Source organism: Paenibacillus thailandensis (assembly GCF_042685365.1).
Lineage (GTDB): Bacteria > Bacillota > Bacilli > Paenibacillales > Paenibacillaceae > Paenibacillus_AP > Paenibacillus_AP thailandensis.
In genome coordinates this window covers 24,381-39,614 of record NZ_JBHUMY010000032.1, presented here as the reverse complement: position 1 = coordinate 39,614, position 15,234 = coordinate 24,381, and the positions used below count along the sequence as shown (strand labels likewise).

11 protein-coding genes are annotated in these 15,234 nt (G+C 54.5%); 5 read left to right on the top strand and 6 right to left on the bottom strand.

Annotation, left to right across the window (positions count from 1 at the left end):
• Positions 1–71 precede the first annotated feature (71 nt).
• The 3 genes from ACFSW5_RS20840 (at position 72) to ACFSW5_RS20830 (ending at position 2,812) form a co-directional block, all read left to right on the top strand.
• Positions 72–761 carry a response regulator transcription factor gene (locus tag ACFSW5_RS20840; RefSeq protein WP_379277422.1) on the top strand — a complete coding sequence of 230 codons (690 nt, stop codon included), beginning with the start codon at positions 72–74 and terminating at the stop codon, positions 759–761.
• Positions 754–1,854, top strand: coding sequence for a sensor histidine kinase (locus ACFSW5_RS20835; protein ID WP_379277420.1), 1,101 nt, complete (start codon positions 754–756; stop codon positions 1,852–1,854). Before ACFSW5_RS20840 ends, ACFSW5_RS20835 begins: the two co-directional genes overlap by 8 nt.
• A 97-nt stretch (positions 1,855–1,951) precedes the next feature.
• The gene (locus tag ACFSW5_RS20830) at positions 1,952–2,812 is read left to right on the top strand and encodes a M15 family metallopeptidase (RefSeq protein ID WP_379277418.1); all 861 of its coding nucleotides are present in this window, start codon (positions 1,952–1,954) and stop codon (positions 2,810–2,812) included.
• Between the two features lie 97 nt (positions 2,813–2,909).
• On the opposite strand, the gene ACFSW5_RS20825 is transcribed toward ACFSW5_RS20830, so the two are convergent.
• The gene (locus ACFSW5_RS20825; protein ID WP_379277416.1) at positions 2,910–4,103 is read right to left on the bottom strand and encodes an oxalate decarboxylase family bicupin; all 1,194 of its coding nucleotides are present in this window, start codon (positions 4,101–4,103) and stop codon (positions 2,910–2,912) included.
• A 330-nt stretch (positions 4,104–4,433) separates the two neighbouring features.
• Here ACFSW5_RS20825 and ACFSW5_RS20820 point away from each other — a divergent pair, with 330 nt between their 5' ends.
• On the top strand, positions 4,434–4,613 hold the full coding sequence (locus tag ACFSW5_RS20820) for a GapA-binding peptide SR1P (RefSeq protein ID WP_379277414.1): 180 nt from the start codon (positions 4,434–4,436) through the stop codon (positions 4,611–4,613).
• Positions 4,614–4,694: 81 nt separating this feature from the next.
• Here ACFSW5_RS20820 and ACFSW5_RS20815 read toward each other — a convergent pair whose 3' ends face one another.
• From ACFSW5_RS20815 to ACFSW5_RS20800, 4 genes are all read right to left on the bottom strand, one after another.
• Positions 4,695–5,558, bottom strand: a complete 864-nt coding sequence (locus ACFSW5_RS20815) for a phosphosulfolactate synthase (RefSeq protein ID WP_379277817.1) — start codon at positions 5,556–5,558, stop codon at positions 4,695–4,697.
• Between the two features lie 97 nt (positions 5,559–5,655).
• Positions 5,656–6,960, bottom strand: coding sequence for an MFS transporter (locus tag ACFSW5_RS20810; RefSeq protein ID WP_379277412.1), 1,305 nt, complete (start codon positions 6,958–6,960; stop codon positions 5,656–5,658).
• A gap of 85 nt (positions 6,961–7,045) precedes the next feature.
• Entirely contained in the window at positions 7,046–7,420 is a 375-nt protein-coding gene (locus ACFSW5_RS20805) for a hypothetical protein (RefSeq protein ID WP_379277409.1), read from the bottom strand.
• A gap of 120 nt (positions 7,421–7,540) precedes the next feature.
• The gene (locus ACFSW5_RS20800; RefSeq protein WP_379277407.1) at positions 7,541–8,203 is read right to left on the bottom strand and encodes a YitT family protein; all 663 of its coding nucleotides are present in this window, start codon (positions 8,201–8,203) and stop codon (positions 7,541–7,543) included.
• 228 nt (positions 8,204–8,431) lie between these two features.
• Here ACFSW5_RS20800 and ACFSW5_RS20795 point away from each other — a divergent pair, with 228 nt between their 5' ends.
• A complete protein-coding gene (locus ACFSW5_RS20795) occupies positions 8,432–13,837 on the top strand; it encodes an S-layer homology domain-containing protein (RefSeq protein WP_379277405.1) in 5,406 nt (1,801 codons plus the stop codon).
• Between the two features lie 73 nt (positions 13,838–13,910).
• On the opposite strand, the gene ACFSW5_RS20790 is transcribed toward ACFSW5_RS20795, so the two are convergent.
• A complete protein-coding gene (locus ACFSW5_RS20790; protein ID WP_379277403.1) occupies positions 13,911–15,068 on the bottom strand; it encodes an RCC1 domain-containing protein in 1,158 nt (385 codons plus the stop codon).
• Positions 15,069–15,234: the final 166 nt, after the last annotated feature.

The following is a 15,234-nucleotide window of genomic DNA, read 5'->3' as shown; positions in this document are numbered from 1 at the left end:
TTGCTTTTTTCTTGACAGGCAAGTAAGCTGTTATAGAGATTATGTTTAACGATTGAACGGGAGAGGTATAGATGAAGCGCATTACGATTTTGATTGCCGACGACGAGCCGGAAATTGTCGACTTGGTCGCTTTGCATATGGAGAAGGAAGGATACCGCACGATTAAAGCGTTTGACGGCAGGCAGGCGGTGCAGGCGATTCAGTCGACGGCGATCGACCTTGCGATACTGGACATTATGATGCCCGGGCTGGACGGCCATGAAGCGACCCGCCTCGTGCGGGAAAACCATTCGATTCCGATCATTTTTCTAAGCGCCAAGACGTCGGATATGGACAAAATCGCGGGACTGGTCATCGGCGCGGACGATTACGTCACAAAGCCGTTTAACCCGATGGAGCTGGTGGCGAGAGTAAACGCCCAGCTTCGGCGCGCGCGGCTGAATAGCCGGCAGGACGAAGGACGGAAGTCGGCGATTGAGGCGGGCGGGCTCGTCATCGACCCGGATTCGCGGACGCTGCTGCTGTACGGCAAGGAAGTCGAGCTGACGCCAAAGGAATTCGATATTTTATATTTGCTCATGAGCCATCCGAAAAGGGTGTTCAGCGCGGAGCATCTGTTCCAGCAGGTATGGGGAGAGGCTTATTTCGAAAGCGGGAATACGGTGATGGTTCATATCCGGACGCTTCGCAAGAAGCTTGGCGACGACAAGAACAAGTTCATCAAGACGGTATGGGGAGTAGGGTATACGTTCAATGGCTAAACGGAAACGAAGAAGCTTCCGCTCCAGCATGCTCGGCTTGTTCGGGCTCAGCATGCTTTTGTCGGGAGGAGTTACCTACCTGATCTATAAAGGGCTGCAGATCTATTACCGCGACAACGTTCTGGCCGAGGACCCGCTGGCCCGTCTGCGGCATTTCATGAACAGCATCGGAGATATTTATTTTTTCCTGCTTTTGTTCGTGCCGCTCGCGATCCTGTTTTTTTTCCTGCTGACGATGCGGTATACGGGATACTTCCGCGAAATATCGGCCGGCATTCACCGGCTGGCGGTTGGGAAATTCGACGGCTACGTCTCGATTTCGTCCAACGACGAATTCGAAAGCATCGCCGACGATATTAACCGCGCCAGCAAGCAGCTGAAGGAAGCGGTAGAGAAAGGGGAGTTCGCCGAAAGCAGCAAGGACCAGCTGGTTCTTAATCTCGCGCACGACTTGCGGACGCCGCTTACTTCCGTTCTCGGCTACTTGGATTTTATTTTGAAAGACGACAGTTTGACGAAGGAACAGGCGCGCCATTATACGTCGATTGCCTATACGAAGTCCAAACGGCTGGAGAAGCTGATCGATCAACTGTTCGAAACGACGAAGCTGAACAACGGCCATTTGCCGATCGACCGGAAGCCGCTTGATCTGAGCGAGCTGCTGACGCAGCTGAGCGAGGAGCTGTTCCCGGTGTTCGACAACGCGGGGCTTGAGGTTCGGCTGGATTTGGAGCCGCATTTGCACATCGCGGCGGACGGCGAGCTGCTGGCGCGCGTCTTCGAGAACCTGTTTACGAACGCGGCCAGGTACGGCAGCGACGGCACTTATGTAGACGTCAATTGCCGGATGGACGGCGATACGGCCGTTGTTCAGGTGATCAACTACGGTCATACGATTGCGCCCGATCAGCTTCCTTTCTTGTTCGACATGTTTTATACCGGGGACAAAGCCCGTTCCCATCAAGCGGGAAGCACGGGGCTCGGGCTGTTTATCGCCAAAAATATCGTCGAGCGCCATCAAGGCGCGATTACGGCGGACAGCGACGCCATCCGGACCGTGTTCGAGGTGCGGCTTCCGAAATCCGGGTCCTAATTTTAAGAGAAATTTTAACTTTGGGCTCGTTTCTCTTTAAACTTTTCTTTGTATCCTTGCCTATAGCAGGAAGCAAGGGAGAGAGAAGAGCGTGAGAATGGCTGCAATGTTGTTGTTTTTGTTTATTGCGGGCTGCGAGTCGGCTTCGGATGCTGCGGGAACGATCGAAGCGAACGCCGCGGAAGCCGGCGCCCGGACTTTAGGCGTCGGTTACGCGGCGGTGCGCGTGTCGCCGAGCCAAGTGCATGAAGGGAACTTGATATTGGTTAACCGGAAATATCCGATCGAGGAATCGGCCATGCCTAACGATATCGTCAAGCTGGCCGGACATATGGAACGGATTCCCGGCATAGGGCTGCTGGACGGATCGATCCGGCTATCGGAAAGCTTGGCCGTCAAGTTTGCCGCCATGACCAAAGCCGCCGAGGCGGACGGCGTTCATCATTTTATGATCAACAGCGGGTTCCGCGATATGGACGAGCAGAGGGAGCTTTATGCGGAGAAGGGCGGCAGCTATGCGCTGCCTGCCGGCTACAGCGAGCATAACGCGGGTCTGTCGCTGGATATCGGATCTTCCTTGGCCGCCATGGAGAACGCGCCGGAAGGGCGATGGCTGCAGGATAACGCGTGGAAATACGGCTTCGTCCTGCGTTATCCGAAGGACAAGACGGACGTGACCGGCATCGAATACGAGCCGTGGCATTTCCGTTATGTCGGGCTGCCGCACAGCTTCGTGATGAAGAACAAAAACATGGTGCTCGAGGAATATTTGGATTATTTGAAAAAAGAACGGTCGATTCGCGTTACGATCGGGGACGACGTTTACACCATAACGCATTATCCGGTTCCGGAAGAGGGGGCGGATGTCGCTGTGCCGGCAAGCGGCAGCGGCGAATACGAATTGTCCGGCGACAACCGGGACGGCGTGATCGTAACCGTCAAGCTGCCCCCGGCTTAGGCGAAACCGCTTCTATCGGCCATGAAAACGGCAAAAAACCTCGCAGTCGGCAAGTCCCGAAACGAGGTTTTTGCCGTTTTTTATCCTGCCGGCGCTGTCACTTCCAATAGCCGTCGCTCCCCGGGGCTTTGACGACATGCCATTTCTCCTTGCGCAGCGATTGCAGAATATCCGGCCCGATATGAAGATTGTCGCGCACGACGTCTTTGGGCGTCAGCGCCATCCACTGGTTCAGCGAGATGTCGGCGTATTTGTCGCTTCGGAACATTTCGAGAAGCCATAACGTTTCATTCCCCGTGTTCTGAATATAATGGCCGCTTGCGGACGGCACGTAGCCGACGTCCCCCGCACGGACGTCGAACGTTCGGGCCGTGCCGCTGCCGGCGAAGACGGTCATTTGTCCTTGTCCCGCCAGATAATATTGCCATTCGTCGTTGTTCGGATGCCAGTGCAGCTCGCGCAGGCCGCCCGGTTCGATCTCGACGAGCGCCGCGGCAATGTTTTTGGCGACCGGAAAATTGGACGAATCCGCGATGCGGACGCTGCCTCCCGACGTCCGGATCGGCGGCTGGGCCAGCAGACGGTGCTTGAACGTAAGGGGCACCGTTCCGTACGGCGAAGGGACGGCGGCGCTGTCGAGCGGCCCCGGAAGTTCGTCCTGATACATGTAGACCTGGTCGTTCGGAATATAATCGAAGGCGTTCTCGGGCACGCCGAAGTTGGCGGCGAGCACGCTCCGCGGCGTATGCGCCAGCCAATCGGAGATCGAGAGCGTATTCAGATCGGTGAAATGGCCGTCGTCGAATACGAGCACAAATTCGCAGCCGTCCGTCAACCCTTGAATCGAATGCGGCACCCCCGGAGGGAAATACCAAATGTCGCCGGGCCCTACGTCCGCAATAAAGTTGCGCCCGTCTTGATCGACGGCCGTAATCCGCGCATTGCCCCAAATAACGTACGCCCACTCCGCCTGCCGATGCCAATGCATTTCGCGTACCCCGCCCGGCATCAGAGACATATTGACGCCGGCAAGCGTTGTCGCGACCGGCAGGTCGCGCACCGTAATTTCCCGCGACCATCCTCCTTGATTGAGCTGCATATGCGTATCGGAAAAGGACATCTTCAAATTCGGCATCAATCCGGAGTCGGTTGCCGGTGGAACAAGCATGTTCGGGTTTTCACGGTCTCTCCATATGTTGCGGGGGCCGTAGTCCGGCGCGCCAAGGCCGTCGCCCCGAATCGGCTGCGGCACATTTAACGGTTGTTCGCTTTCATGATCCGCCGGCTTCATGGATTGGTCACTCCTTTCCATTACTGAAAATCGGAAATATTATCGTAAGATTGTCTTCTTCTTAAAATATGTGGCGAGGCCGGTCCATTATGTAACGTTGCGGCGAAATCGGGAGGAAGATGCGAGTCTTTATATATGATGTATTAATAGTTTATATAATTCATCATAATTAAAGGTTTTCGAAAATTAAATGCGTCTTAAATATTGAATCGAGCTCCTTTTTGCTGTATATTAAAGATTAGAAATGGAGGCTTTATCCAACCGGAGAAGACAGCGGCAGGCCGAGGTTACCGAATGGACTATACGCGAATTGGAAAGGATGAGCGAGGCATGTTACATTCCGAAGTATCGCAGCACTGGGGCGTAATCGTTTGCAAACATTGCGAAAGCATGGTCGACACGTTCTCGACGAACAAAGTGGTTACTTATTACGGCGTTTGCGACAATCCGGAATGCCGCGACCGCCGCCGCGATTCGGAACATCGAACCGCTTCTGCGGAAGATGCCTGAGACAATGTCTATTATACGAAAGCAAAAAGGAACCTATTCCGCACAGGTTCCTTTTTTGCGCATGATGAAAGAAGAACGGCATTAAATCATGTACAGATTCGGTTTTGCATGCGTTTGGGACACTCCAAAATCAAAGGTGTCCTGGCGAAGTCCGCGCCGCATCGTTTCAAGTGCCAGCGCATCCCCCGGTTGGATATTGCCCAAATGCACCCCCGGACCGAACTTGCGCAAAAACATCACTTGCTGATGCTTTAGCGGAGCTTCCCACATTAACCGGTTCGTATCCGGCACAAACTGGACGACGGCATCCAAAATATCTTTCCGGCATTCTCCTTTTTCGTCAAAAAGCCCGACGCCCATGCCCGACTCGCGGGCTTCAACGGTCACAAGGCTCGCCCCGGCGGCCAGATCCGCCTCCATTGTCTGGGCCAGCAGCTTGGCGTCGAGTATCGATCCGGACAGTTTTTTTCCGTATTCGGTATACACGCGAAGACCTTGCTTCACGCCCTCCCGAATCAGCTCCGTCCGTTTCCTCCGCGTAAGCTCGATCGTACCGTCGGAGACTTCGACAGCGTTAAATCCGAGATTGCAAATCGTTTCGAAAAAAGCCGGCACGACGTCTTGCTGCACGGCCGTCTCAAGGAGCGTTCCTCCCGGCATCACCGTAATGCCGTGCCGTGTCGCCAATTGGATCTTATGCAGCAGCAGCTCCGTCCGGTAAAGAGGGGCGGTCCCGAACCCGAGCTTGATGCAATCGATATACCCGGAAGCCATTTCGATCAGATCTGTAAACGCGTTTCGTCCAAGTCCTTTATCGATAACCATCGTATGGCCGCGATCGGCCTGAAACGCTCTGATAGGGTCGGAGCCATGCTCGGAATCGTTGCGGCAACCGCTCGGATCGGTAAGTTCGGCCGGCCAGGCCCTGCGAAGGGAAGCTTTCATCCGGTATGATCTCTCCTTGTCGTTCTTCATATTGGAATGACAAGATAACATATGCGCTTCCGCCTCGGCGGTGCCCAGTCCAGCCTGTTCACCTTTCTTATTCCGCCAATTTGGGCGGAGGCTTGATCAGGAAAAAGACGAATCCGAGCGTGATCAAGGACAATACGGATACGGTAATAAACACCATTCGATCGGATTGATCCATCAACCAGCCGAATAAAGGCGGACCGGCCGCGACGCCCAGAAAGCGAAGGCTGTTGTACAGAGACGTAATCATGCCGCGTTCGCTTTTTTGCACGGATCCGGTAATGATCGTGTTGAGACAAGGAAGAAGCAGACCCGTTCCGATGCTGCTGACCGTCAGCAGGCCGATAAAAACGTAAATGTTTTTGAAGAAAAAGATGGTAGCCGCAAGCGAAACGGTCATGGCTAACAATCCGATGTTGATCAGCCACCGTATCAATGTCCCTTTTTTCTTGATGATGCTTCCCGTCGTATAGGAAGTGATGACCATCGCAAGCAGCGGGATGGCCAAAACGAGCCCTTTGACGACTCCATCGATATTGTAAGGCTTATCCTCCAAAATATTGGACAGGTAAAAAAGAACGCCGAACAAAATAAACAGCCCGAGCGCACCCGCGAAAAACGAGGTGATAAGCCAGGAGCCCTTCTGTTTGAACAGTTGTCCGATTTTTTGAATATAAGGCTTCAAATCCTGCTTCTGGCCGTGCTTCGGCTCGCGGATCAGGAAGATGACGGCAACAAGCGACAAGGCGCAAAAAACGGGAAAAGCGAAAAAGGACGCATACCATACGATTAAAACGAGCAAGGAGCCGATAATCGGGCTGAGCACCTTCCCTACCCCGTTGGAGGCTTCGATCAAGCCAAGCGCTTTGCTTTCTTCTCCGCCTTTATACGAATCCCCTACAAGCGCCATCGCAATCGGGGCCGTTCCCGATGCGGCAATGCCTTGAATCGCTCTCGCGGCGATAATGACCGGATAAGAGTCCCATATCGCGCCGAAGCCGGCCAATATTCCGCCGCCCCCGTACACGATTAACGCCGGTATGATGATGATCTTCCGGCCGTAACGGTCGGACAAGTAGCCGATAATCGGAATAAACAGTCCGGCGGCTAACGAAAAAATCGTAATGATCAGGCTGCTTTGCAGCTTGCTGATGCCAAGTTCCCGCTGCATAACCGGGAGCACCGGCACAAGCATCGAGTTGCCGAAGACGAGCACGATCGGAATCGTGGCCAGCGCGATATATTCCCACACCCGGCCTTTGGATCCGCCGGCCTTTGTTGAATCTTTTTCTTTTGCCTGATTTTGGCTTAAATCCTTAATGTCCAAATCGCTTTTAAAGCTTATGTCCAGTTTTCGTGATTTTGTTTTTTCCATTCGTATGCGGGCTCCTCTTGCTCGGGATTGTCGGCCATAAGAAAAAAAGAGACATTCCAGTGCCGGAACATCCCGTCTCATGCCTTTAGACTAATGCGCCTTCTTTCTGGACGATCGCCATCGCTTTGTCGAAGTCCTCTTCTTCGATGACGATGGTCAAAAGAATATCGCGCCCCGACACCTCGTTATCCTTGCCGCCGGAACTCATTCCGCTGGCGCTGACGCTCGTTGCGGCTAGAATGCCGGCGTCGCGGTCCGAGAAATCGCCGCCAAGCGTCAAGTAGCCCAAGCCGGGGAAATCGCTTGTAACCGGATTTTCGATATGCTCCAACCCGTCGCCCGGATAACCGTCGAACCGGTCGATCGAGCTGTCAACGAGCTTTAACGGTTTGATTTGCTCCAGCGCCTTTTTCGCTTGCTCAGGACTTTTAAAGTAGGCAAGAATGTTTTTTTCGGCCATCGCGGATCCCTCGATTCTTCGCAGTCGTTCGGCAATCTTCGTTACGCTGCCAGCAGTATGATGCGCCGTAGTGGCTCAAAATATGCATCGCGTCTACCGCATGCGCTTATGCGGTGCCCGTCAATCCTGTTTCTTGCGCCAGGCTACGGTATAGAACCGTTTCCGAGGGAAGGAAGCACGATACAGCCAGCTGACGATTCTTGTCGATATCCACTGGCAAATGATCGCCTGCACAATAATCATCCAATCGATGACGCAAGCCGTAACGACGATGATGCCGCCGTTCAGCCAAAATAAAATTTTGGCGGGATCGGTTTTTTTATATTTGGAAATCGCAAGCGCGGCAAAGCCGATTCCGCCGTTCGAAACCCTTTGCTTAAGCAGGATGGAGACGCCTGTTCCCAAAATGATCGACCCGACAAGCAGATCGGTCCACCAGCTGACGAACGGAGATTTCAAATATTCCTCGAAAAAATTGACCGATATCGAGGTGACCGTTATGGTCATAATCGTGCCGAAGGCGCTCATTTTGCCGAGATAATGGACCGCGGACATAAGAAACAAAAAATTCGTCAGCCACAGCCCGATGCTGATCGGCGTATGGAGCCAATGGTTCAGCAGCACCGCCAGGCCGGCTCCGCCGCCGGACGGGATGGAGTGCGGGAACAGAAATACGCCCATTGCGAAGCCTTGGATGACGGAACCGGCGATAATGAAAGGGCCTTTGGCAGCCAAGCGCAGCATAAACGATTCGTTAAACCGGCGAAAACCGCTTTTTATCAAGAGGATCATCCCTATTTCGAAAGGTGTAGCAGCCTGTCCCTGCTATTCTTTCTAAATGTATGCGGCTTGTCCCCGGGGAATGACGCACTTGGTGTCCTTCTTCCTTGGCTGCCGGGCCGGTAATGGCACGGATTTACAAATTCTTATCGCAAGCTTGACTTCTTCTTAACATTGCACGAGTAAGCTTCTGAAAGATTTATACATAACATTAGGGAGAGATTAGCGGAGATGAACGTTGGGAAAAGGATTCGAAGATGGTGCTCGCTGGCCGTGGCAGGCTCCATGCTGCTGGGCGCCGCGCTGCCTGCCGGCATCGGCTACGCCGCGGCGGACAAGTCCGCGTACGCGCCAAAGCTTCTCATTACGGAGCTCGTCCCGGATTCGACGAACGTCGGGTCGGGCGACGGTTATGAATTCATCGAGATTTATAACCGTTCGGACGAAACGGTGAATTGGAAGGATTACAGCCTCAACTATGAATATATTTCTTCCGGCGGAGAGTATAATACGATCGCATGGAAGCCTTCCTATGAAGGCGATATGTCGCTGGAGCCGGGAGAGGCCTTTGTATTTTGGGTTATCAATGACGCCAATGCGTCGTTGACCGTTAACGATTTTAACGCGAATTACGGCACGTCCCTCCTCGAAAACGAAAATGTATTTAAGCTGGAGCCAACCGGAGGGATGAGCAACAGCGCCCCGCGCACATTCGTCATCCGGGACGGAAGCGGTTCGGAAATCGTACGCGCCTCTTACCAGAACGACGCGCAAACCGTCAAGGATAAGGGCATCTTGTACCGGCATCCCGTCGCCGGTTCTTCCTCGATGGTGATGATGCCGAATCCGGGTACGGCGGACGCGACGCCGGGCGCGGTCGACCGCTCGCAGCTGATCCCTTTCGACGGGGACGGCGAGCTTACGATCGGCACGATTCCGCTTGGCAAAGCCGATACCGGCGAGGACTATTCCGTATCGGCCGTCATTGCCGGAGCCGAAGACTCGGTAACGGCCTCGGTCTATTACAAGACCGATTTAAGCGGCGGTTATGCCGATATACCGTTAAGCGTGACGGGCGATACCTACGAAGCGGCTATTCCGAAGGAAGATTTGGCGGGCAGCAAGCTTCTCAATTACTATATCCAAGCCCAAGACGGCGACAAGGAGCCCGTTCAAACGGAAATCTACAACGTGGCCATGACGGCGCCGCCCGTTGCCATTGCGCATACGCCGGCTATTATGGCGTACGATAATCAAGATTACGCCGTAAACGCGGTCATTGCCGCCGACGGACAAGGCGCCGCCGTTTATTACAAAACGGATCTGAACGACGCTTATGCATCCGCCGCGATGACGGCGGACGGCGAAGTTTATTCGGCTGCGGTTCCGAAGGAGGCTCTTGCGGGGGCCGGCCGGCTTACTTATTATATTGAATTTACCGGCGGGGACGGCAATCCGGTTCAGTCGGAGACGTTCTCCGTAGAGCTCATCGCGCCGTCGGACGATGCGGGCGTGCCTCCCATGCTGGTGACCGAGCTGCTTCCGAACAGCGATAATATCGGAAGCTCGGACGGGTACGAATTTATCGAAATATACAACAATACCGATCAGCCGATCAATTTCAAGGACTATAAAATCTATTACCGTTATACGGACAGCGGTCCGGACGCAGACGTCGTTTGGCCTACGGACAAGGAAGACATCATCATAGAGTCCGGCAAAACGATGGTTTTTTGGATCATTAACGGCGCCAATACCGCAAGCACGGTAGCCGATTTCAACCGAGCGTTCGGCACGAATCTCGTCGAAGGCGAAAACATCGTCAAAATGTACAGCGACGGCATGGCGAACGGCTCCAAGCGCGGCGTCGCGATCGGAACGAACACGCATAAGGACGTAGCCGTCGCCTATTACGACGGAGCTGCCAAACACGGAGACGGAACGCCTACCAGCGACGTCAATAAAGGCTATAACTATCGTTATCCGGCAAACGGTTCTACGGAGATGCTTGAATATGTGTTCGGCAAGAAGACGGCCACGCCGGGCAGCGTCGACGACGTGCAGGTTCCTCAGAAGCTTAATGCAACGCAAGCGGATACGGAAGCTCCGGTGATTGCCAATCGGACGGAGTCCGAAGTGAACGAGCTGGACAACCTGAGCATTACGGCGGATGTAAAAGACGGCACCGGCGTCAAGTCGGTCGCTCTTTACTATAAAACGGACCGCGATACCGACTATACGAAGCGGTATTTGTACGAAGATTATTCGGACACTATGTATCATTACACCGTTTATTCCGCCGAATTGATCGGACGCAAGCATGTCGACTATTACTACGAAGCTTCCGACGGACCCAATACGGTGAAATCGGACGTGTTCCGCGTTAACGTTCAGAACGGGAGGAACGATGCGGCTATTCGGTTGAACGTCGCGGACGGCGATATCGTCAGCGGAACGACCGTCATCAAAGGAGCTTCGAATGGATCGGGCGCCGGGGACCTGACGCTTTCCATCGACGGGGAGCAAGCCGCGGGCACGTACCGCGCTTTGGAGCAGGACGCTCACTTCGCGTTTGAAGCTACGGGCGTAAACTATTACTTTAAAAACGCAGTCACGATGGGAGACGAAATCTTATATACGTTCCTCGATCCGATTAACAATTGGACGACGCTGACTTACCCGATCGAGGCCGGCCGTCTGGACGAAGGCGGCAACCGGATCGCCATCCGGGCGGGAACGAAAACCGGTCCGTTCGACGACCGGGAGGAAGAAAACAAAGACGACTTTAAGATTCGCAACGTTCGGCTTGTGCTTGCGGACGGCACGGTCATTTACGATCCGGATTACGCCGACCGCGAGGAAGTGCTGGCCATGGGCGACGGCAGCAATATGCATGAAGCTTTGGAATTTAACTTTACGCTTACTTCCGCAGAGCTGAAATCCGTCGCATACGAATGGAACACGACGACAACGGCCGACGGATCCCATACCGTCAGCCTGCAGGATACGAACGGCCCGTCAACGGCCGCAACCGTTATCGTCGACAATACCGCGCCAGTCATTACGCCTTCCGTGAAGGACGGCGAAACGTACCGCGGCGAGTTTGCGCTTGACGCCGAAATCGTTGACGAGCTGGCGGGCGTAGATTCGGTGACGGCAACGCTTGACGGCCAAACGATCGAATTGCCTTATGCCGCTTCTTCCGGCAAGCTGGCGGGAGGATCTCACGCTTTTGCGGTGACGGCTGTGGACAAAGCGGGCAATGCGTCGGAGAAGGTCGTGCGCTTCGAGGTGCCTAGCGAAAATCCGGTCAAACCGCAGCTTGTCGCTCCGCAGGACGGGGAGAAGAACGTCTCCGACAATCCGATGCTGAAAGTCAGGCTGACGGATCCGCAAGGCGATCTCTTCAAAGCCTCCTTCTACCGGGGCTTCCATTACGACGGCGCGAAGCGGAACGGGCTTGTGGCTTACAAAGGAGCATCCGATACGGAGCCGCCGAAGCTGCTCGCGCCGGAGGACGAGCAAGCGTTGACGGACGAGGACTATAGCGATATCGGCGCCATAGACGGCGAATATTTGACGACCGATTCGACGGAGCAATTCCCGTATCATCGTTTCGAGATCGATCTCGATCCTTCCGTCAAGGCGACGGACCGGGTGGAAATCAAATGGCAGGGCAAATCGCTCGAAGGCCGTAAGGTGAGCTTGTACGCCTGGAACCCCGGCGAAGGGGAGTGGTCGATGCTGGATAACCAAATCGCCGGAACGGAAGATTTCGAGCTTTCCGCTGCGGTAGCGGCAGGCGATTACAATGCGGACGGCAAAATCCGCGTGATGGTTCAGGACGAGAAGCCGGTGTCCGAAGATCCGTACGATTTTACGTTCGTATGGATGTCGGATACGCAATACTATTCGGAAAGCTTTCCTTGGATTTATACGACCAATGTGCAGTGGGTAGTCGACAACGAAGAAACAAATAACATTAAATACGTCATTCATACCGGCGACATCGTCGACGACGCGGAAGATCAAGATCAATGGAACAACGCGAACGCTTCGATGCGCATACTCGACGAGTCGGGCATTCCGTACGGCGTGCTGGCCGGCAACCACGACGTTTCGCATCAGTCGGGCGATTATACGCATTATTGGGCGAACTACGGCGAGGACCGGTTCAGCCATCAGCCGACTTACGGCGGTTCGTACCAAAACAACCGCGGCCATTACGATCTCGTTTCCGCCGGCGGCAACGATTTTATTATCGTATATATGGGCTGGAATATCGGCGACCAGGAAATCGATTGGGTGAACAAGGTCGTATCCGAGCATCCGGACCGCAAAGCGATATTGGCCTTTCACGAATATTTGCTCGTTTCGGGCAACCGTGCGCCGATCGCGGACGAAATTTACGAGCGCGTCGTCGTGCCGAACCCGAACGTCATCATGACGTTAAGCGGCCATTATCACGATGCGGAGACGCTCGTCGACGAGATCGACGATAACGGAGACGGCTCTCCCGACCGGAAAGTGTACCAAATGCTGGCCGATTATCAAGGCGGGGAAGAAGGCGGAGCCGGTTATATTCGCTTGCTGCAATTCGATCTCGACAACAACCAGGTTCACGTCAAGACGTATTCGCCGTACCGGGACGATTATAATTATTACGATCCGGCCGAATATCCTGGCAAAGACGAGTTTGATCTCGATATCGATCTGGGCGCGATGAATAAACGCGTCGCGACGGATTATTTTGCGGCGAACATTTATACGGATCAGCTCATCGGCACAGTGGATAAGGCCGAGAGCGGCTCCGAAGCCTCCCTCCGGTGGAACGGTCTGGACGAGGACGAGTACTACGAGTGGTATGTTCTTGCGGAAGACGGCAACAGCGGCAGCACGCTCTCCGATATTTGGGGCTTCTATACCGGCAGCGGCGATAAGGACGACGATGAGGACGATAACGACAACGGAAATAACGGCAACAACGGCAACAATGGCAATAACGGAAACAATGGCAACAATGGCAGCATCGGCAACACCGGAAACAACGGAAGCAACGGCAATAACGGCGGCGGCGCCGGCAAAAGCTTTGCGGACGTTCCGCAGTCGCATTGGGCTCACGGCTATATTGAAGAGCTGGCGAAGCTGGGCGTCGTAAGCGGCGTCGACGACACGCGCTTCCTGCCGGGCAAAGAAACGACGAGGGCCGAATTCGCCAAGCTCATTGCCGGGGCGTTCGGCATGGAAGGGGCAGGCGCAGGCGGACGTTATTCCGACGTCGCGGCGGGCAGCTGGTACGAGCAGGCCGTCGGCGCCCTAACGGAAGCCGGAATTATCGAAGGCAGCGGCAACGGGAAGTTCGAGCCAAGCCGGACGATTACCCGCGAGGAAATGGCGGTTATTATGGTGAAGGCTTACGAGTGGAAGTACGGTGCCGTCGAAGCGGCCGAAGGAAGCCTTGAAGCGTTCGACGACCAAGATGCCATGAGCGAATGGGCCAAAGCGTATATCGCCAAAGCGGTGACGCTTGGTTTCCTGGAAGGTCAAGGCGGCCGTCTGTTCGCTCCGGCTAAGCCCGCCACCCGGGCGGAATGCGCGAAAGTCGTTTATATGCTTATGACGAAGCAGCCTTCCTGAAACGAAAAAACAAAGGCGAGGCCCCGTTCCGAAGGGGCTTCGCCTTTTGTTTGTTGCTTTGAAATGTGTAACGTCACTTTTTGCAATTATTCGTTGAGCATACTTGGAACGGGGTGTTACGGTTATAACCGTCGCCGAATAATCCGTCGCCGAGCTGGCCGTAGAAATTGCTTCCCCATACCCAAACGCTTCTGTCGCTTTGAACGGCCATACCATGCCCGGTGCCTGCAGATATGGCGACTACCGAACCAAGACCTGTTACCGGAACGGGAGAATTTCTGTTTGTCGCGGTACCGTCGCCAAGCTGACCGGCAGCATTATATCCCCATCCCCACAAGGTTCCGTCGTTCTTAAGCGCCAAACCATACTCATTGCCTGCAGCAATCGCAATTACGGAACCGAGGCCCGCTACCTTGACGGGAGTATTGTGATATGGCGTCGTGGTTCCGCTGCCGAGCTGGCCGATGTCGTTAGCTCCCCAAGCCCAAACGGTCCCGTCGCTTTTGAGCGCTGCGCTAAACGTATTGCCCGCCGAGACGGCGATGGCGGAACCGAGATTGGATACTTGGACGGGAACGGAGGAAGACGTATTGCTTCCGTCGCCAAGCTGGCCCGACCAGTTGGCCCCCCATGCCCAGACGGTTCCGTCGCTTCTGACCGCCAAGCTATGGCCGGAGCCTGCGGCAACGGCAACTACGGAATCGAGACCCTGCACTTGGACGGGGACGATTCGATTTTCAGTTGTTCCATCGCCAAGTTGGCCGTAATAATTCGTTCCCCACGCCCAAACGGTTCCATCGTCCTTGACTGCCAGACTGTGAGAATATCCCGCCGAAACGGCTGCCACCGAGTGAAGACCGTTCACTTGAACGGGAATCAAGCGATCATAGGTTGTTCCGTCGCCAAGCTGGCCGAACATATTGCCGCCCCAGCTCCACAAAGTGCCGTCGCTTTTGATCGCAAAGCTGTGCGTCCAGCCGGCCGCTATGGAGACTACCGAATCGAGGCCCTGTACCTGAACGGGATAAGTACGGTCCGTCTTGGTTCCGTCCCCCAGTTGGGCTCTGCTGTTCCATCCCCAAGCCCAAACGGTTCCATCCTTCTGAAGCAGGAGAGAATGCCCACCGCCCCCGGCCACCATCATGCCTTCCGAACTTTTCGCCACCGCCGTGTTGGAAAAAAGGCCTAAAAGAAGACAGACGATTCCGATCAATGAATATCGTTTCCTCATCAACATGTTCCTCCCGCAAATAGAGTTCGTGCGTTAGCTTGGATAATGCCATTTTTAGTAAGCGCCTACTGTTTTTAGTTTACCAACGACAGCTGCCGGCAGGCTATAGTACTTTGTTCGTAACTCTTAAGGATCTTCGCTTTTTACAATATCTTCATGGCGCTTT